This is a genomic window from Pseudomonas sp. Pme6b (genome assembly GCF_058129925.1).
The window spans coordinates 459,952-479,929 of the sequence record NZ_CM176704.1; the positions used below are offsets into that span (position 1 = coordinate 459,952).

Consider the following 19,978-nt stretch of genomic DNA (forward strand, 5'->3'; position numbering starts at 1 on the left):
TACTTGAAGAAATGCTTTGACTAGCACAGCGACCCGTTTTAAAACTTTCATAATTGCGACATTAATTATCAACCAGTCGTCGTTAAATTTGTTAGCCCTTGTGTCGCTGTGTACAATGACCTCCGTTTTGCCTGTCCGAAGCTGGCGTACGTTCGGCGTGACAGGTAATTGGTTGAATTAAAAGGAAATTTGCCTCGCATAGAGGCAGCCTGGTGAGAAAGTGTCTATGAAAGCAGGTCTGTACCAACCAGATGAATTCAAGGATAACTGCGGCTTCGGCCTGATCGCTCATATGCAGGGCGAGCCCAGTCATCACCTGTTGCAGACGGCCGTTCAGGCCCTGACCTGCATGACCCACCGTGGCGGCATCAACGCCGACGGCAAGACCGGTGACGGTTGCGGTCTGTTGATTCAGAAGCCCGATGGCTTCTTGCGTGCGATGGCCAAAGAGCACTTCGGTGCCGATCTGCCCCGCCAATATGCTGTGGGCATGGTGTTCCTTAATCAGGACGACGCCAAGGCGGACGCCGCACGCGAAAACATGAACCGCGAGATCCTCGCCGAGGGCCTGGAACTGGTCGGCTGGCGTCAGGTGCCGATCGATACCAGCGTCCTTGGCCGTCTGGCACTGGAGCGCCTGCCGAAAATCGAGCAGGTGTACATTGGTGGTGAAGGCCTGAGCGATCAGGAATTCGCCATCAAGCTGTTCAGCGCGCGCCGCCGTTCGTCAGTGTCCAACGCCGCAGATACCGATCATTACATCTGCAGCTTTTCGCACAAGACCATCATTTATAAAGGCCTGATGATGCCGGCCGATCTCACGGCCTTCTTCCCGGACCTGAGCGACGAGCGTCTGCAGACTGCCATTTGCGTGTTCCACCAGCGCTTTTCCACCAATACCCTGCCGAAATGGCCGCTGGCGCAGCCGTTCCGCTTTCTTGCCCACAACGGCGAGATCAACACCATCACCGGCAACCGCAACTGGGCACAGGCGCGTCGCACCAAGTTTACCAACGATCTGATGGATCTGGACGAGCTGGGCCCGCTGGTCAACCGCGTGGGTTCGGACTCATCGAGCATGGACAACATGCTTGAGCTGATGGTGACCGGCGGCATCGACCTGTTCCGTGGCGTGCGCATGATCATTCCGCCTGCGTGGCAGAACGTCGAGACCATGGACCCGGATCTACGCGCCTTCTATGAATACAACTCCATGCACATGGAGCCGTGGGACGGCCCGGCCGGCATCGTGATGACCGAAGGTCGTCATGCCGTCTGCCTGCTCGACCGCAATGGCCTGCGCCCGGCGCGCTGGGTCACGACCAAGAACGGCTACATCACCCTGGCGTCGGAAATCGGCGTGTGGGACTACAAGCCTGAAGACGTTATCGCCAAGGGCCGCGTCGGTCCTGGGCAGATCTTTGCCGTGGACACTGAAACCGGTCAGATCCTCGACACCGACGCCATCGACAACCGTCTCAAGTCGCGTCATCCGTACAAGCAATGGCTGCGCAAGAATGCCCTGCGCATTCAGGCCACCATGGAAGACAACGACCACGGCTCGGCTTTTTATGACAGCGAGCAGCTCAAGCAGTACATGAAGATGTATCAGGTCACGTTCGAAGAACGCGATCAGGTGCTGCGCCCGCTGGGTGAACAGGGACAGGAAGCTGTGGGCTCGATGGGTGACGACACGCCGATGGCGGTGCTGTCGCGTCGTGTGCGTTCGCCCTACGATTACTTCCGCCAGCAGTTCGCGCAGGTCACCAACCCGCCGATCGACCCGCTGCGTGAAGCCATCGTCATGTCGCTGGAAATCTGCCTCGGTGCCGAGCGCAATATCTTCCAGGAATCGCCAGAGCACGCCTCACGCGTAATCCTTAGTTCGCCGGTCATTTCGCCAGCCAAATGGCGTTCGCTGATGAACCTGGAGCGTCCGGGCTTCGAACGCCACATCATTGACCTGAACTACGATGAAAGCCTGGGTCTTGAAGCCGCTGTGCGCAGCGTTGCCGATCAGGCCGAAGAGGCCGTGCGTGCCGGTCGTACCCTGATCGTGCTGAGCGACCGACACATCGCACCGGGCAAACTGCCGGTGCATGCTTCGCTGGCGGTCGGCGCGGTTCACCACCGTCTGACCGAACAGGGCCTGCGCTGCGACAGCAACATCCTGGTCGAAACCGCAACCGCGCGTGACCCGCATCATTTCGCCGTATTGATCGGCTTCGGCGCGTCGGCGGTCTATCCGTTCCTGGCCTATGAAGTGCTGGGCGATCTGATCCGTACTGGCGAAGTGCTGGGCGATCTGTACGAAGTCTTCAAGAACTACCGCAAAGGCATCACCAAGGGCCTGCTCAAGATCCTGTCGAAGATGGGTATCTCGACCGTTGCGTCCTACCGTGGCGCGCAGTTGTTTGAAGCCATCGGTCTGTCCGAGGAGGTTTGCGACACCAGTTTCCGCGGTGTGCCGAGCCGCCTGAAAGGCGCGCGTTTCGTCGATATTGAAGCCGAACAGAAAGCGCTGGCAGCCGAAGCCTGGAGCACGCGCAAGCCGATCCAGCAAGGCGGTCTGCTCAAGTTCGTGTTTGGTGGCGAATACCATGCCTACAACCCGGACGTGGTCAGCACCCTGCAAGCCGCCGTGCAGCAGGGCGACTACAGCAAGTTCAAGGAATACACCTCGCTGGTAGACCAGCGTCCGGTGTCGATGATTCGCGACCTGCTACAGGTCAAAACGCTTGACCAGCCGCTGAGCATCGACGAAATCGAGCCGCTGAGCGAAATCCTCAAGCGCTTCGATTCGGCCGGTATTTCTCTGGGTGCCTTGTCGCCGGAGGCTCACGAAGCGCTGGCTGAGGCAATGAACCGCCTGGGCGCGCGTTCCAACTCCGGTGAAGGCGGCGAAGATCCTGCGCGTTACGGCACCATCCGCAGCTCCAAGATCAAGCAGATCGCCACGGGCCGCTTTGGTGTAACGCCCGAATACCTGGTCAATGCCGATGTGCTGCAAATCAAGGTTGCACAGGGTGCCAAGCCAGGCGAGGGCGGGCAGCTGCCGGGTGGCAAGGTCAATGGCCTGATCGCCAAGCTGCGCTATGCCGTACCGGGCGTGACGCTGATTTCGCCGCCTCCGCACCACGACATCTATTCCATCGAAGACTTGTCGCAGCTGATTTTTGACTTGAAACAGGTCAACCCGGCGGCGCTGGTTTCGGTCAAGCTGGTGGCAGAAGCGGGCGTTGGCACCATTGCCGCTGGCGTGGCCAAGGCCTATGCCGACCTGATCACCATTTCCGGTTACGACGGTGGCACCGGCGCATCGCCGCTGACCTCGATCAAGTACGCTGGCGCGCCGTGGGAGCTGGGTCTGGCCGAAACTCATCAGACCCTGCGCGGCAACGACCTGCGCGGCAAGGTCCGGGTGCAGACCGACGGTGGCCTGAAAACCGGACTGGACGTGATCAAGGCGGCCATTCTCGGTGCTGAAAGCTTCGGTTTCGGCACCGCGCCGATGATCGCGCTGGGCTGCAAATACCTGCGTATCTGCCACCTGAACAACTGCGCTACCGGCGTTGCCACTCAGAACGAAAAGCTGCGCAAGGACCACTACATCGGCACCGTCGACATGGTGATCAACTTCTTCACCTACGTGGCTGAAGAAACCCGTGAGTGGCTGGCCAGACTGGGTGTCCGTTCGCTGGAAGAACTGATCGGCCGTACCGACCTGCTGGATATCCTGCCGGGCGAAACCGAGAAGCAGCAGCATCTGGACCTGACACCGTTGCTGGGCAGCGACCACATTCCGGCTGACAAGCCTCAGTTCAGCCTGGTGGATCGCAACCCGCCGTTCGACAAGGGTCTGTTGGCCGAGCAGATGGTGGAGATGGCCAAGCCGGCCATTGAATCGCTCAGCGGTGGCGAGTATGAACTGGACATCTGCAACTGCGACCGTTCCATTGGCGCACGGATTTCCGGTGAAATCGCCCGATTGCACGGCAACCAGGGCATGAACAAGGCACCGATCACTTTCCGCTTCAAAGGCACTGCCGGTCAGAGCTTCGGAGTGTGGAACGCCGGTGGCCTGAACATGTATCTGGAAGGCGATGCCAACGACTACGTCGGCAAGGGCATGACCGCTGGCAAGCTGGTGATCGTGCCGCCAAAGGGCAGCCCGTTCAAGACCAACGAGAGCGCGATCATCGGCAACACCTGCCTGTACGGCGCAACCGGCGGCAAGCTGTTTGCGGCGGGCACGGCGGGCGAGCGTTTCGCGGTGCGTAACTCGGGTGCCCACACCGTTGTGGAAGGCACTGGTGATCACTGCTGCGAATACATGACCGGTGGTTTCGTCTGCGTACTGGGCAAGACCGGCTACAACTTCGGTTCCGGTATGACGGGCGGTTTCGCTTACGTGCTCGACCAGGACAACACCTTCGTTGACCTGGTCAACCATGAGCTGGTCGAGATCCAGCGCATCAGCGGCGAGTCGATGGAAGCCTATCGCACACACTTGCAGAGCGTTCTCAACGAGTACGTGGCTGAAACCGACAGCGAATGGGGCCGCAATCTTGCGGAAAACCTGGACGACTACCTGCGTCGTTTCTGGCTGGTCAAGCCCAAGGCTGCCAACCTGAAATCGCTGCTCTCCAGCACTCGGGCGAATCCGCAATAAAAGCAGCTGCTAGCGGTGAGCTTCAAACCGCAAGCCAACGGCAGTGCGCTAATTGCCTGCGATCACGATTTTTTGCAGCTTCAGGCTTGTAACCTGAAGCTGCCGTAAAGAGGCTCCAGAGAATGGCTGAACGTCTCAGTAACGACTTCCAGTTCATCGACGTCGGACGTAAAGACCCGAAGAAGAAACTGCTGCGTCAACGCAAGAAGGAGTTCGTGGAAATCTACGAACCGTTCAAGCCCCAGCAGTCCGCCGATCAGGCGCATCGCTGCCTGGGTTGCGGCAACCCGTATTGCGAGTGGAAGTGCCCGGTGCACAACTTCATTCCCAACTGGCTCAAGCTGGTCGCCGAGGGCAACATCCTCGCGGCGGCGGAGTTGTCTCATCAAACCAACACTCTGCCGGAAGTCTGCGGCCGCGTGTGCCCGCAGGATCGCCTGTGTGAAGGTGCCTGCACGCTGAACGACGGTTTCGGCGCGGTCACCATCGGTTCGGTCGAGAAGTACATCACCGACACCGCGTTTGCCATGGGCTGGCGTCCGGACATGTCCAGAGTCGTGCCAACCGGCAAACGCGTCGCCATCATTGGTGCAGGGCCTGCAGGCCTGGGCTGTGCCGACGTGTTGGTGCGTGGCGGCGTGACGCCGGTGGTGTTCGACAAGAATCCGGAAATCGGTGGTCTGCTGACCTTCGGCATCCCCGAGTTCAAGCTGGAAAAATCCGTACTCAGCCATCGCCGTGAAGTGTTCACCGGCATGGGCATCGAGTTCCGGCTCAACACCGAAGTCGGCAAGGACGTCACCATCGATCAACTGCTCGAAGAATACGATGCTGTATTCATGGGCATGGGCACCTACACCTACATGAAAGGCGGCTTCCCCGGTGAAGACCTGCCAGGCGTGCACGATGCGCTCGACTTCCTGATCGCCAACGTCAACCGCAACCTGGGCTTTGAAAAGGCCCCGGAAGATTTTGTCGACATGAAAGGCAAGCGTGTTGTGGTTCTGGGCGGTGGCGACACCGCGATGGACTGCAACCGCACCTCGATCCGTCAGGGTGCCAAGTCGGTGACGTGCGCTTATCGTCGCGACGAAGAGAACATGCCAGGCTCGCGCAAGGAAGTGAAGAACGCCAAGGAAGAAGGCGTGAAGTTTCTCTACAACCGTCAGCCTATCGCCATCGTGGGCGATGGCAAGGTTGAAGGCGTGAAGGTGGTCGAGACGCGTCTCGGCGAGCCCGATGCTCGTGGTCGTCGCAGCCCGGAGCCGATTCCGGGTTCCGAAGAGATTATCCCGGCAGAAGCCGTGGTCATCGCATTCGGCTTCCGCCCAAGCCCTGCGCCATGGTTCGAGCAGTTCACGATCAGTACTGACAGTCAGGGCCGTGTCGTGGCCCCGGAACAAGCACAGTACAAGCACCAGACCAGCAACCCGAAGATCTTCGCCGGTGGCGACATGGTGCGCGGCTCTGACCTGGTGGTGACCGCTATCTTCGAAGGCCGTAATGCGGCTGAAGGGATTCTGGATTATCTGGGCGTCTGAGCCTTGTGTTGCCAGAGCGCGCCGTTACTGAGGCGCGCTCTGACAACAGGCGTCTACCCACCACGGGTGATTTACCGACTTTTCTGACATCCCCTCTGCCACCTCCTTCCTAAGCTTGGTGTAACTCGATCAAGACGAGCGTTTTAGCAACCAGGGAAGGACATCATGAAAAATCAGTTTGGTTTCTGCCTCGCGCTCTCGATAGCGCTCTTTGCATTTGCCAGCCAGACACCCGCCAACTTCGATGGACCTGTTTTCGGTTCGATCATCGAAAACAAGGCTGTTTACTTTGAATCCGGTGTCGAGCTTCAGCGACGCATGAGTGCAGGCAACCTGACCTCTGTCGGGCTGGTGACAGACTTGCTTCAGCGCATCGAAGTGCTGAACAAAAATGGCCCGGCGCTCAACGCTGTCATTGAAATCAACCCCGACGCTCTGCAGATAGCCGCGCAAATGGACGGGGAGCGTTCTCGCGGGGAGAAACGTGGGCCGCTGCATGGCATCCCCATACTGGTAAAAGACAATCTTGATACGGGCGATCAGATGCAGACCACTGCGGGCGCTCTCTCAATGGTCGGATTGCCTGCTCCACGCGATGCTTTTGTGGTGCAGCGGCTTCGCGATGCCGGCGCGATCATTATCGGCAAGGCCAATCTCAGCGAATGGGCGCATTTCCGTGGGTACGAGGTACCTAGCGGCTGGAGCAGCCGAGGCGGACAGACGCGTCATCCCTATGACTTGAGCGCTGATCCGCTTGGCTCCAGCTCAGGTTCGGCAGTGGGTCTTGCAGCTGGATTTTCACCTTTGGCGGTAGGCACCGAGACCAATGGTTCGATCATTCAACCTGCCGCCACGAGTGGTGTCATAGGGCTTAGGCCTACGCTGGGTCTGCTTAGTCGTACCGGTATGATTCCGCTCTCCAGTCGTCAGGACACCCCCGGCCCAATGGCGCGAACGGTCACGGATACCGCGATCCTGCTGACGGCGATGAGCGGCAACGACCCTCTCGACGAAGCTACCGCCCGAGCCTCCACCGATGTAGTGAACTATGTCGACCACCTCAGAACGGACGCCTTGAGCGGCAAGCGCCTGGGCTATCCAAACCACACCCATGACGGCATGCCAATGGACGACGATCCTGAATTCCAAAAGGTGAAGAGTCGTCTGAGTGCTGCCGGGGCGATACTGGTTCCCGTCGATGTTCCGTCGATTGATAGCACTTCAGAGTTTTTAGTGCTGCTGCGTGATTTCAAGCGCGAGCTTAACGCTTACTTGAGCACACGCACCGGGCTGGGTGTCAGCACGCTGGATGAGATCATTGCATTCAACACCGCGTTTCCTGGGGCGCAAGCTTATGATCAGGATTTATTGATTGACTCCTCCAGCGTGTCTGTAGATCAGGAGGATTACCTGTCGATTGCAACCAGCTTGCGTGCTGCTCATCGACAATTGATCGATGGGCTCTTGCAGCAACACTCGCTCGACGTGCTCATTGACTGGTCAGAGGTTTCTTTCAAAGCGGTTGGCGCTATCGCCGGTTATCCGGGAATAACCGTGCCTGTCGGGCTCGAAGAGAATGGCCTGCCAAGAGGGTTGTATTTTCTTTCCACTGCCTGGGATGAAGGTGCTTTGCTGAGCTATGCCTACGCACTCGAACAGGCGCTTGCAACATCGGCAGCTTCGGTTCATTCGGGTATCAGCCAGGCTGATTGATTCCCTATCCCAGTCTGGTGCAGGCCAGGCCTGGATGGCGGGGACGGGGCTCGGGAAAAACGGTTTTGTGGCGTTTTGAAATAATCCGGTCCCGGAATTACAACCGCCTTTCATTAAGTTGCGTCGCCCCGCCAGAGGCGGCGCATCAAGGTTTCAACCCTCTTGTCCAGGTCCCGATCGAGGCCTGTTCCGGCGTCTGCGACAAGCGATTGTTTACAGCTGTTTTCCGCCCTCTGTACCTGCTCTTAAAAAGGTTTAGGCTCCTGATCCTTTTGGGGAGTTCATCGCCTTAGATACTCCCGCCATCCATGTCGCTATAAGGAAATAGCCATGTTGAAAGCAGCACCCATGGGCAAACTTGCTCGATCCAATGAGCAGAAATCTCTCGGGCCGGACAGGTTCACGCCCAGCACGGTTGCCGTGCGCGAACACCGGACCCGAGAACGCGCGGACCGGATAATCGACCAGTTCGTCGAGCGCTTTACAGAAAAGGATTTTTTTCCTGAGGACGGTGAAGACGCGCTGTTCTCCTTGCTGGTTCAGTTGCCAGACTGGCCAGCAGACCTGTCCATCAGGATTCACAACGAAAACGATGAAGTACTCGCGGTCTTTCTGAAAGGCAGTGATGAAAGCGTCGTTCAAGACAGCATTGTCCTGACGCAAAATGTCGACGCTTACATCGTCCCGGACAATGTTCAGGTCGCCGATGACGAGCCGTTACTGCGCTGGGTGTTCAGTCAGTTGCCGGCAGGTTCCAGCGTTGGAATGGGGGGTAACTTTCCGGGCAGTAGCAGTGATGCCGGACGAATCGTTACCCTGCGTGAGCAAATAGCGGGGCTGGCAAAAGACCAGAGACCGCTGTTGTTCGATGCGCTGGTGGCAGCTGATGAAGGCACCTCAAAGGGCCAGCTGGATATCCGCGCGCGCAATCCTTTCCTGCCTCTGTGGGTTCGTCAGCAGACGCCGCTGTCTCCGGCCCTTAGCGCGCTGTGCGCCTTATGCCCCGAGGTTCCGGCAGGACGTCTCGAAGAGCTGTTGCAGCAGATGCCGCTGACAGAACAGGAAGAGGCCGATTTCCTGAATAATCTTGTTCTGCCGGACGCTTTTGGCGAGGCAATGAACATTTCGCTGGATGAGTGGAGCAACAGTCTGGCTATCGATGGGCTGTCGCGAACGCGAAGCTTCAATTCGTACACGGATGAGCTGGCCCGCAGTATTGTCCGCAAATTACTGGCGGCCGAATCGGGCCGGGACGTGTTGATATTCGACGCTGGCGCGAGCAATTACGCCCCGGCAGATACTGACGATAACCGTATTATTCTGCTGCATGACAACTACGGAAATTACAGCGCAAAGGACACCGGCAACGGTGAGATAACTTCATTCAAACAGGGCGCCGACAGCTTCTATCTGGCAATCAGTTCGCAATTGAAGGCTGACGAGCGGTCATCGCTGGGTATGCAATTCGAGCAGGACGTACAGGGCTTTCGCGATGTTCTGACCCAGCACGCGATCGAGGAAAATCGCGGCTGGTTCGACCCCGGCAAACCAACCGAAATCGAAAGCGGGTTTCTGCCTGATTGGTTCGCGAACGCGACGGCTGCCGAAAAACAAAGCTGGAAAATGGCGGTGCAGGACTACAGCCAAGCCTTGCTCGAAGCTCAGGCACCTGACCTGCTGGATCCTTCCGGCTACGGACAGCCCGACCAATTGCGCAAATATGCGCGGCAAAAGCTGCAGGAACGGATTTTGCTCGACCACGGTATTGCAGTGGATCCTGACCATATCAGCGTGCATACCGTCAGCATCGAGATTGATCCAGGCATTATTATTGATACCGATTACGAATATATCGGCCCTTCAGAACTGGAGCCGCATTATGAAACGCATAAGCGCAGCCTTACAGATCTGTCGCTGGAAAACATTGCACTCACCAATATCAACTTTCTGCTCACCAGCCGCGCGTTTGACGATCAGGGGCAACTGGTCAGTTTCCTCAACGCCGGTTATCTGTTCGGCCTGATTCGTGATCTGAACATTGGCGAAGATTATTCAAGATACCTCCGCACAGTACTGTCCACGTCGGCGGCAGGGCAATGGCACCGTGAACGTTATGCGCGCGTCATGCGCGCGCAAATGCGCCTCGATGTGATAGAGGCGAAGATGGCGGGTGACTTTCTGGGCGATGGCGGACTTCCTCCCGAGCTGGCGAGCAGGGGCTACAAATGGGTTGCTGCCGTGCTTGATCACCCAATTGACAGTGATGACCGTGCAACGGTGGAGGGGCATCGCATTCAGGTCAGCCAGTTATCCATCAATGACGTGTCATTGAGCGGTGTACTGGTGATCGGCGCAGAGTCGCGCTCCAGCGTCGCCGCTTTTGTGGTTTTTACCCCGCAGGCTCCTGACGGAATATGCTTCCGGGAAATGAGCGATCCGCAGGAGTTTCAGCAGCGGATACTGCTTGAACCGGATTTGCTGGACTATCTGGTGGGCAGGGCGCCTTTGGCCTCCCAGGACGATGTCAGGCATATTCTGACCGTCCGCCGTGAAACGCTGTTCATGGAACTGCAGCCCTGCACTGGAAGTTTTCTTGAGGCCGTCTATGACTCTGAAGTCGGGAGGGTGATTTCTGCTGTCGATGAACAGACCAAAACCAACTGGGAAACCTATTGGGAAAGTGCCTGGGAAATCACCAAAGTCGTTGGCGACATCGTGCTCACCTTCGCGCCTTTCAAGGTAAGGCTGCCGATTGCAGCATTGCGCAGCTTTTATGCCATCTGGCAGGGCGTCGCAAAAGCTGGCGGTGAAGAGCAAGGTGCCCCTTGTATTTTGTCCAGGCGGCGTTGCTGCTGGCTGATGGTTTGACGCTGCCCAGAGCACGAAGGGTTCAGACATCGTCGACCACATCAATCGGCCGTTCTGTCCTTGATCCGAAAACAGCAGTGGCAAAAACACCCGGTGGATTGAAACAGCTCGACAACGGCGTTTATGAAAAGACCCAGGAAGGTGCGCCAAGCCGCTTTTATGCTGTGCAACAAGGTAAGACCTATGCCGTCAGATACGATGCCGATTTCGCAGCATGGAGGGTGATCGATCCCCGGCGGCCAGATGCGCATTATCAATTGCCGATTCAACTTGGTAGGCAAGGGGTCTGGGTACATGCGTCGGCAGGGTTGCGCGGCGGCAACAAACGATTAAAAGGCAGACCATCGAACGGCTCGGGGAGTGATGGCGATTCCTCGGATAGCAATCGGATAAAAAGATACAAAGTGGACATCGATGGCTTTTTTGAAAGTCGGCGTTTCAGGCATGCGGAAAATGACCTCCCTAACGATGACCTTGAAGCTGCTGTCAAAAAAGCAGTTGATAGATATGTGCTGGATGGCAATGGCAGTCTGCACAAGTATGGTAAAAGCCAGTTCTCGCTGGACCTTCCCGGTATTGGCAGGAGTACCGGCAGAGGTGCCTGGCGCCTGATACTTGCCCCGGCTGAAAAAGGCGTTATCAAGGCGTTTGACGTCATAGATCCCCACAAATAGCGCAGGCCCGCCATAGTCTTACGCCGGGCGCGGAGCTGTATTGGCACAGCAAATCGGCACGATAGACAAAAGGCACGGCTCTTGCCGTGCCTTTTGCGTCGCGCTCTGAGAAAATGCCGGCACTTTTATTGCGGATGCCGACATGACTGCCCTGAAGAACGACCGTTTCCTTCGCGCTTTGCTCAAGCAACCCGTAGACGTCACGCCGGTATGGATGATGCGCCAGGCAGGCCGTTACCTGCCTGAATACCGCGCCAGCCGCGCCAGTGCCGGGGACTTCATGAGCTTGTGCAAGAACCCGCAGTTCGCCTGTGAAGTCACGCTGCAGCCACTGGATCGCTACCCGCTGGATGCGGCGATTCTGTTCTCCGACATCCTGACCATTCCCGACGCGATGGGTCTGGGCCTGTACTTCGAGACCGGCGAAGGCCCGCGCTTCAAGAAAACCGTCAGCACGCTGGCTGATATCGAAGCACTGCCCATCCCGGATGCACAGAAGGACCTGGGCTATGTGATGGACGCGGTCAGCACCATCCGTCGCGAACTCAACGGCCGTGTGCCGCTGATCGGCTTTGCCGGCAGCCCTTGGACCCTGGCGACCTATATGGTCGAAGGCGGCTCCTCGAAGGACTTCCGCAAATCCAAGGCCATGCTCTACGACAACCCGCAAGCCATGCACCTGCTGCTCGAAAAGCTGGCGCAGTCGGTAACGTCGTATCTGAACGGTCAGATTTTGGCCGGTGCCCAAGCCGTGCAGATCTTCGACAGCTGGGGCGGTAGCCTGTCTTCGGCGGCGTATCAGGAATTCTCGCTGGCTTACATGCGCAAGATCGTCAACGGCCTGATTCGCGAGCACGACGGGCGCAAGGTGCCGGTCATCGTGTTCACCAAAGGCGGCGGGCTGTGGCTGGAAAGCATCGCCGACATCGGCGCCGATACTCTGGGCCTGGACTGGACCTGCGACATCGGCGAAGCACGTCAGCGTGTCGGCAGCAAGGTTTCGCTGCAGGGCAACATGGACCCGACCGTGCTTTACGCACGCCCGGAAGCCATCCGCCAGGAAGTTGCACGCATCCTCGCCAGCTACGGCAGCGGCACCGGCCACGTCTTCAACCTCGGCCACGGCATCACCCCTGAAGTCGACCCGGCCAATGCTGGTGCGTTCATCAACGCAGTACATGAGTTGTCGGCGCAGTATCACCAGTAATTGTCCGGCTGACGATGCGTCGATACATCAGGGCTCATCGGCTCTTTTCAGCGCCGACGCTTACGTCGGCGCTTTTCCATCCGTAAAGCCCTCCAGCAGCGAACCGCTGCGCGGCAGGAATCTACCCTGTCGCTCGCCCTGCGGCTTGCCTTCGGCATAGCTCAATCGGCCGTTTACCCAGACGCCGTCAATGCCCTGTGCCGCTCGCTGAGGGTCTTTGAAATCCGCCACATCGCGCACGGTTTGCGGGTTGAACAGCACCAGATCCGCCCAATAGCCCTCGCGAATAAAGCCGCGCTCGTGCAAGGCAAAGCGCGTTGCCGAAAGCCCGGTCATTTTGTGTACGGCGGTGTGCAACGCAAACAATCCTTTGTCGCGGCTGAAATGGCCGAGCACTCTGGGGAATGCGCCCCATAAGCGCGGATGCGGAAACGGATCTTCCGGAAGGCCATCGGAGCCGATCATCGACAGCGGGTGAGACATGATGCGCTCGACGTCGCCCTCATCCATGCCGTAATACACCGCGCCCGCAGGCTGCAACTTGCGTGCAGCGTCCAGCAATGACAACCCCCAGTCGGCGGCAATGTCCTTTAGATCCCGGCCGCCCTGATCCGGGTACGGCGTTGACCAGGTGATGGTGATACGGAATGCGTCGGTGACCTGTTTCAGGTCCAGCGTCGAAGAGCTGGCCGCATAAGGGTAACAATCGCAACCGACCGGATGGTCCTGCGCAGCTTTTTCCAGGGCCGCCAGCAGTTGCGGGCTGCGGCCCCAGTTACCCGCGCCAGCGCATTTCATGTGGGAAATCACCACTGGCGAGCGCGCATGGCGGCCTATGTCGAAGGCCTCCGCCATCGCCTCCAGCACCGGCTCGAATTCGCTGCGCAAGTGGGTGGTGTAGATCGCGCCAAAAGCGCTGAGCTCTTCAGCCAGCTGCTTGACTTCGCTGGTCTCGGCCGAGAAGGCCGAAGCGTAAGCAAGGCCGGTCGAAAAACCCAGCGCGCCGGCTTCGAGGCTGTCGCGCAACTGCTCGCGCATCGCGTCAATCTCTTCCGGGCTGGCGCTGCGAAACAAATCATCCATGTGATTGCTGCGCAGCGCCGTATGGCCAATCAAAGCGGCCACGTTCACGGCGGGCCGGGCGTTATCCACGGCTGCGCGATAGTCGGCGAAGCGCGGATAGACAAACGCTGCCGCGTCGCCCAGCAGGTTCATGGGGTCTGGCGGATTGCCGCGCAGCGAGACCGGTGATGCGCTGATCCCGCAATTGCCGACGATAACCGTGGTTACGCCCTGGCTGATCTTGGGCAGCATGTCGGGCTTGCGAATCACTACCGTGTCGTCATGGGTGTGGACGTCGATAAAGCCGGGGGCCAGCACACGACCGGCAGCATTGACCTCTTCCTGCGCAGTGGCATCGATCAGGTTGCCGATGCGCTGGATGCGCCCGTCGCTAATCGCTACATCGGCGCGCACTCCGGGCGTATCGCTGCCATCGATGACCAGCGCATCGCGGATGATCAGGTCGTAAATCATGCTTCAGTCTCCCAACGGCAGGCCGTCTTCGCCACCACGGTATTCATCCAGTGCAAGCTTGATCCGACGCAGCCGTTCCTGATTGTCTTCAGGGCTCAGCAGCGCCAGTTCAGTGGCCAGCACATCAATGGTCAGCAGCATGCCGTAGCGCGCGGCGGTGGGTTTATAAATGAAATTGGTCTCAGCAATTTGCAACGGCAACACCACCTCGGCCAGTTGCGCCAGAGGGGAGTCAGGCAAGGTAATGGCCAGCACGCGCGCGCCATAGCTACGCGCCAGGGTTACTGCGTCGAGCAGCTCCGGCGTGCGCCCGCTGAGCGAGCAGGCAATCAGGCTGTGTTGCGGACCAAGCGTGGCCGCAATCATGCGCATCATCACCGGGTCGCGGCAGGCCGCCACCGGGTAGCCCAAACGTACCAATCGGGTTTGCAGCTCCTCGCTGCACAGGCTGGAGCAACCGCCCATGCCGAACGCATGAATCATGCGTGCATCGCTAAGGCACGCTACGGCTGCGGCAAAGCGCGACTCATCAAACCCGGCCAGGTGCTGATGCAGAGTGGCTTCTATGTCACCGACAATCCGGATGAAAAAGGCCGACTGCTCCGGGGCCGGTTCAGGGTTGAGAAATCGGCTGCCCACGCCGCTCGCCTGAGCCAGTTGCAGGCGCAAGTCGCGCAGGTCCCGACAACCGATGCTGCGAGCGAAGCGTGACAGCGTCGCGCTGCTGACCCCGGCGCGGCTGGCCAGCTCGTCCAGACTGGCACTTGCGGCAAAGGCGATATCGCTGAGCACCAGCCTGGCGATCCGGCCTTCTCCCGCGCTGAGTGAATCCTGACGGGCACGTATCTGGTACAGAATGTCCACTCAGAGCACCTGCGCCAGGCCCAGCGTCAAGGCGAAAGCGACGATGGAAATCAGTGTCTCCAGTACCGTCCAGGTCTTGAAGGTTTGCGTTACAGTCATGTTGAAATATTCCTTGATAAGCCAGAAACCGCCGTCGTTGACGTGGGAAAAGATCACCGAGCCTGCGCCTGTCGCCAGCACCAGCAACTCGGGGTGCGGGTAACCCAGGCCCATCGCCACTGGTGCAACGATCCCCGATGCGGTGGTCATAGCCACCGTTGCCGAGCCTGTCGCAACACGCATCAGCGCCGCGAACAGCCAGCCCATCAGCAAAGGCGAGAGATGAAAGTCCTGCGCCAGACCAACGATCTGGTTGGTGACGCCGCTGTCGACCAGAATACGGTTCAAACCGCCACCGGCACCGACCAGCAACGTGATGCTGGCGGTCGGTGCCAGGCACTCATTGGTGAATTTCAGGATCGAGTCGCGATTGAAACCCTGAGCGATGCCCAGCGTCCAGAAACTCAGCAGGGTGGCCAGCAGCAGGGCGATCACCGAGTTGCCGATAAACAGCAAAAAGCCATTGAACGCACTGCCCGGCGTACTGATCAGGTTGGCCCAGCCACCCAGCAACATCAGCACCACCGGCAGCAGAATGGTCGCCATGGTCAGGCCGAAACTGGGCAGTTTTGCTCTTGGTTCGCGGTCGAGAAACTGTTTCGCCAACGGGTTTTCAGCCGGTAGATGGATACGCGGCACGATGAATTTGGCATACACCGGACCGGCGATAATGGCCGTAGGGATGCCGATCAGAATGGCATAGAACAGCGTTTGCCCTACCGACGCCTGATAAGCCTGAACGGCGAGCATTGCCGCAGGGTGTGGCGGCACCAACGCGTGCACCACCGACAGACCGGCGACCATCGGCAGGCCGACCATCAGGATCGACACCCCGACACGTCGGGCCACAGTAAAGGCAATCGGCACCAGCAGAACGAAACCCACTTCGAAAAACAGCGGCAAACCCACCAGAAACGCAATGCAGACCATGGCCCAGTGCGCGTTACGTTCGCCAAAGCGGTCAATCAAAGTGCGCGCCACCTGCTCGGCACCACCGGACTCGGCCATCATTTTGCCGAGCATGGTGCCCAGCGCGACGACCAGCGCGATATGCCCCAGCGTTTTGCCCACTCCCGCTTCGTAAGAGGCGACCACGCCACTGGCCGGCATCCCGGCAACCAGCGCCAGACCGACCGACACCAGCGTAATGACGATAAACGGATTGAGGCGATACCGCGCAATCAGAACGATCAAGGCAATGATTGCGACAGCGGCGTAGACCAACAGCGAAATACCGGGTGACGGCGACATAGCGGCGGTTCCTTGCAGAATGGGTAGGCGAGGGCGCAATACCGACGGCTGAAGCCGTCAGCCGGAAGGCGACTCGGGAGTACTCGGCAGGGATGACGCAGGAAAAGGAGTGAAGCAGGTTTCGAGGCGATCACAGGTTGAACCGCCCCGGGTTTCTCGGAGACTCCAACCTTTGAGAGGATGGAGCGATGAAAAAACTACCGAAGTATTCCCCAGAGGTCCGTGAGCGGGCCATCAGGATGGTTTTCGAACACCTTCCTGAGTACGAGTCGCAGTGGGCCACCATCAGTGCCATTGCCCCCAAGATCGGCTGCACGCCCGAGACATTACGGCTGTGGGTTCGCCAATCTGAGCGCAACAGCGGCCAGCGTGATGGGCTGAGCACAGTCGAACGTGAGCGAGTCAAGCTCTTGGAGCGTGAGAACCGTCAGTTGCGTCAAGCTAACGAGATCTTGCGTAAGGCCTCAGCCTATTTTGCCCAGGCGGAGCTCGACCGCCCATTCAAACGATGAAGACGTTTATTGATGAAAACCGCCAGTCTTACGGGGTCGAGCCGATTTGCAAGGTGTTGCCAATCGCCCCGTCGACGTACTACCGGTACGCTGCTCAGCAGGCTGACCCCAGCCAGCAGTCAGCGCGTGCGCAGCGTGACCAGGAACTGGGTGAGCACATCCAGCGAGTCTGGGATGAGCACTTCCAGGTATATGGCGTGCGCAAGGTCTGGCGACAATTGCTGCGTGACGGACTGCAAGTCGCCCGCTGTACGGTGCAACGTCTGATGGGAGAGCTGGGCCTGCAAGGCGTGGTACGCGGCAAGCCCGTCAAGACGACGGTCAGCGACCAAGCCAGGCCGTGCCCGCAGGATCATGTCAACCGTCAGTTTGTGGCTGAGTGCCCGAACGCCCTATGGGTATCGGACTTTACCTACGTCAGTACCTGGCAGGGTTTTGTTTACGTGGCCTTCATCATTGATGTCTTTGCCCGATTCATCGTCGGTTGGAAGGTGTCCAGTTCAGCGCGTACCGATTTTGTACTCGATGCACTGGAGCAAGCCCTTTACGCCCGTCGCCCAGTCAAGCAGGGTGGACTCATTCACCACAGTGACCGTGGCGTGCAGTACGTGTCCATTCGCTATACCGAGCGTCTTGTCGAAGCCGGTATTGAGCCATCGGTCGGGAGTGTCGGTGACTCTTACGACAATGCTTTGGCTGAGACCATCAATGGTCTTTACAAGGCTGAAGTGATTCATCGACGCTCTTGGCCCACACGGGGGGCGGTGGAGCTGGAAACCCTGAAATGGGTGGACTGGTTCAATCACCGCCGCCTGCTGGAGCCAATCGGTCATATTCCACCGGTCGAAGCAGAAGCAATCTATTATCAGCAACTCACCGAGTCTGCCCAGGTGGCATGACTCAAACAAAAGGGTCTCCGAGAAACCCGGGGCGGTTCAGGTATTCATTATTTTTATCTCTGTTTTCGTGATGAAAATAAATTATACGAATATGAAATATAAACAAATATATGAAAGTAATTTTCTTTCCGCGTACGTGCGCAGGACGACGCGTGTCACGTATTCTTGACCGAGCTTTTTTCGGGAGGAGGGTTTAAAGACGCCAGAAACTGCTCCGCATAGCGGGCGACAACGTGGCTAAAGGCGAGCTGTTTGTTGGCATCCCCAGAGCGGAGGCCTTGTACCAAAAGTGTCAACTCTGTGTCGCTGATGCTGGCTAAGATTTGCTCATCAAACACGCGCGTGATTGCCTCTTGGCGTCTTTTTGTCAGGTACGCGATATCGAGTGCGAGCTTTTCGATCATCGTCGTGGCGGGAAGATCTGTGTGGGACGTGCTTTGGATTTTCCCTGTTAGCAGATAACGGAAGCGCTGTTCGCAATCGTCCTCTGTCGGGGAAATGTGCAGGTCCTCATCGAACCAGTTGCCTTTATAGTGGCCGCAGTGCAACGGGTTTCCTGGTGTGGTCTCGCGCAGGCAAGACGCATGAAGATTGCTGTATTCCAGTGCCAATGGCAGATAATGATCCTGCGGTCTGAAATGTTCGATGTGGCTGCTATCAAGCTCTATTTCCCTGCCGCAATAGCAGCATGAGAAGTTCTGCTCTTGCAGCAAGCAATTATGCAAGTCGCGTTTTTGCGGGTTCTGCAGGGTTGGATAGGTGGGCGTCCAGTCTTCGTTTGCGCTGGCTTTCCATTCGGTGAGTGACGCAGGCTCAGTTCCCTTGATAACGCGTCTCATCGTCCAATGAGCTCCTTGCGTTTGAGCAACGCTTCGGCACCTGCGAACTCGGGCAGATCGGGCGCTTTCTGTTTTAACGCATCAAGCTGCAGTCTGGCTTTTTCAAGCTCGTCGTTTTCCAGTGTGCTGAATAGCTCGTCGAGCAGTTCTTCAATTTCAGGCTCGCGCTGCAGTACGCCCATGACTTCTTCCAGAATAGTGCTGGAGTCCAGGCCATAGGTTGCTCTTGGATGAGAGCCGTCATGGTTATTCAGCAGGATGACCTCGCCCGGTTGCAGGCTGCCGATGACCTGTGGCGAGTGGCTGGCGGCGATGAACTGGATGCTGGGAAATGCTTTTTTCAGTGCTGGAGCAATGGTGCGTTGCCAGCCGGGGTGAAGATGGATATCGAGCTCATCGATGACGATGATGCCGTTTGTCTTGCTTAGAACATCCTTCCCCATGTGCGGGTTGAGCAAGCAGATACGGCGAGCGATATCGGCGAAGAGTGCGACCATTCCGCGTTGTCCGTCGCTCAGGTCGTTGAACGGGATTTTTCGATCATACATATCGACTACCAACGCACGTAGCTCCATGTCGTACTCTATTCCCTTGGCGTCGGGTAGTGCGCATTGGATGGCTGAGTTTATCCAGGTCAGTTCGTCGTTGAAAACGCTGGAAGAACCTGCTCGGGATAGTCTTTGAAAGCGCTCCAGTGTTTTGCCGATGAACCAGGTCTCGAAGTTTTTCAAATTGGAGGCGGCATCGAACCAAGAGGTGTATGCATCCAGTCTTGATGGTTTGCTCTGTGCAGCAAGCTCAGCGGTTACACTCATCGTCAGCCAGCGTCGATTGGCTTGATAGACGGCGAATACAGGCAAATCCCCGTGGGTACTTACATCGATGCTAATCAGATTTTCCGAAAATACGAGACTGTTCAGCGCGCTGAAATTTGTCTGAAGACTGCTGCGTTCCAGCGATACGTGCCATTCCTGACGCTCAAACGCGCCACCTTGGGCAGTCAATACAAGAGGATAGCTGCGTTCGAAACGAATCCTGTCTTCGAACTTTACTAACGCGAACCGAACATCGGACTCAGCTATCGATGGCTGATGGACGCCAATGCTTCCAAGTAAATTCCCGAAGCATCCCGCGACACCCAGCAACAGCGACGTCTTCCCACTGCCATTAACCCCCACCACCAAATTGAACCCCGGCTGGAAATCAAAATGAGCATCTTCGTAACAACGAAAATTCTGCAGATGGAGGTGGTCGAGGCGCATGTCGGTTTCCTTTACCAGAACTGGCGGATGCGCCAGTGTAC

10 protein-coding genes, 1 pseudogene and 1 other annotated feature are annotated in these 19,978 nt (G+C 57.9%); of the genes and pseudogenes, 6 read left to right on the plus strand and 5 right to left on the minus strand.

What is annotated here, in order from left to right:
* Positions 1-226 precede the first annotated feature (226 nt).
* The 5 genes and pseudogenes from gltB (at position 227) to hemE (ending at position 12,675) form a co-directional block, all read left to right on the plus strand.
* A complete protein-coding gene (gene gltB, locus AC4ANE_RS02130; RefSeq protein WP_002551660.1) occupies positions 227-4,672 on the plus strand; it encodes a glutamate synthase large subunit in 4,446 nt (1,481 codons plus the stop codon).
* Between the two features lie 122 nt (positions 4,673-4,794).
* Positions 4,795-6,213, plus strand: coding sequence for an FAD-dependent oxidoreductase (locus AC4ANE_RS02135; RefSeq protein ID WP_002551661.1), 1,419 nt, complete (start codon positions 4,795-4,797; stop codon positions 6,211-6,213).
* A 165-nt stretch (positions 6,214-6,378) separates the two neighbouring features.
* A complete protein-coding gene (locus tag AC4ANE_RS02140; RefSeq protein WP_005730997.1) occupies positions 6,379-7,926 on the plus strand; it encodes an amidase family protein in 1,548 nt (515 codons plus the stop codon).
* A gap of 330 nt (positions 7,927-8,256) precedes the next feature.
* Positions 8,257-11,468: pseudogene (locus AC4ANE_RS02145) on the plus strand (dermonecrotic toxin domain-containing protein).
* Between the two features lie 142 nt (positions 11,469-11,610).
* Entirely contained in the window at positions 11,611-12,675 is a 1,065-nt protein-coding gene (hemE, locus tag AC4ANE_RS02150) for a uroporphyrinogen decarboxylase (protein WP_002551663.1), read from the plus strand.
* A 60-nt stretch (positions 12,676-12,735) separates the two neighbouring features.
* Here the strand turns inward: hemE and AC4ANE_RS02155 are convergent, their stop codons facing one another.
* The 3 genes from AC4ANE_RS02155 to AC4ANE_RS02165 are packed head-to-tail and all read right to left on the minus strand — an operon-like array spanning position 12,736 to position 16,425.
* Positions 12,736-14,211: an N-acyl-D-amino-acid deacylase family protein gene (locus tag AC4ANE_RS02155; protein ID WP_031594989.1), complete on the minus strand. Its 1,476-nt coding sequence runs from the start codon at positions 14,209-14,211 to the stop codon at positions 12,736-12,738.
* Between the two features lie 3 nt (positions 14,212-14,214).
* Complete coding sequence (locus tag AC4ANE_RS02160; protein WP_031594990.1) at positions 14,215-15,075, minus strand: MurR/RpiR family transcriptional regulator; 861 nt, start codon at positions 15,073-15,075, stop codon at positions 14,215-14,217.
* Positions 15,076-16,425 carry a GntP family permease gene (locus tag AC4ANE_RS02165; RefSeq protein WP_002551666.1) on the minus strand — a complete coding sequence of 450 codons (1,350 nt, stop codon included), beginning with the start codon at positions 16,423-16,425 and terminating at the stop codon, positions 15,076-15,078.
* Positions 16,426-16,613: 188 nt separating this feature from the next.
* On the opposite strand from AC4ANE_RS02165, the gene AC4ANE_RS02170 reads away from it, so the two are divergent.
* A protein-coding gene (locus AC4ANE_RS02170; protein ID WP_095178853.1) for an IS3-like element IS51 family transposase occupies positions 16,614-17,836 on the plus strand; the annotation gives its coding sequence in 2 pieces (ribosomal slippage) (positions 16,614-16,899 and positions 16,899-17,836; 1,224 coding nt in all).
* Positions 16,892-17,008, plus strand: a sequence feature (AL1L pseudoknot). It overlaps the preceding gene by 117 nt.
* A 155-nt stretch (positions 17,837-17,991) precedes the next feature.
* Here the strand turns inward: AC4ANE_RS02170 and AC4ANE_RS02175 are convergent.
* Entirely contained in the window at positions 17,992-18,675 is a 684-nt protein-coding gene (locus AC4ANE_RS02175) for a retron system putative HNH endonuclease (RefSeq protein WP_002551667.1), read from the minus strand.
* The gene (locus tag AC4ANE_RS02180; RefSeq protein ID WP_002551668.1) at positions 18,672-19,937 is read right to left on the minus strand and encodes an AAA family ATPase; all 1,266 of its coding nucleotides are present in this window, start codon (positions 19,935-19,937) and stop codon (positions 18,672-18,674) included. The genes AC4ANE_RS02175 and AC4ANE_RS02180 overlap by 4 nt, the downstream gene beginning before the upstream one ends.
* Positions 19,938-19,978 lie beyond the last annotated feature (41 nt).

Coding starts and splice junctions, on each gene's coding strand:
- AC4ANE_RS02165 (WP_002551666.1), bottom strand. CDS start 16,425: ATGTCGCCGTCACCCGGTATTTCGCTGTTGGTCTACGCCGCTGTCGCA.
- AC4ANE_RS02175 (WP_002551667.1), bottom strand. CDS start 18,675: ATGAGACGCGTTATCAAGGGAACTGAGCCTGCGTCACTCACCGAATGG.
- AC4ANE_RS02140 (WP_005730997.1), top strand. CDS start 6,379: ATGAAAAATCAGTTTGGTTTCTGCCTCGCGCTCTCGATAGCGCTCTTT.
- AC4ANE_RS02155 (WP_031594989.1), bottom strand. CDS start 14,211: ATGATTTACGACCTGATCATCCGCGATGCGCTGGTCATCGATGGCAGC.
- AC4ANE_RS02180 (WP_002551668.1), bottom strand. CDS start 19,937: ATGCGCCTCGACCACCTCCATCTGCAGAATTTTCGTTGTTACGAAGAT.
- gltB (WP_002551660.1), top strand. CDS start 227: ATGAAAGCAGGTCTGTACCAACCAGATGAATTCAAGGATAACTGCGGC.
- hemE (WP_002551663.1), top strand. CDS start 11,611: ATGACTGCCCTGAAGAACGACCGTTTCCTTCGCGCTTTGCTCAAGCAA.
- AC4ANE_RS02135 (WP_002551661.1), top strand. CDS start 4,795: ATGGCTGAACGTCTCAGTAACGACTTCCAGTTCATCGACGTCGGACGT.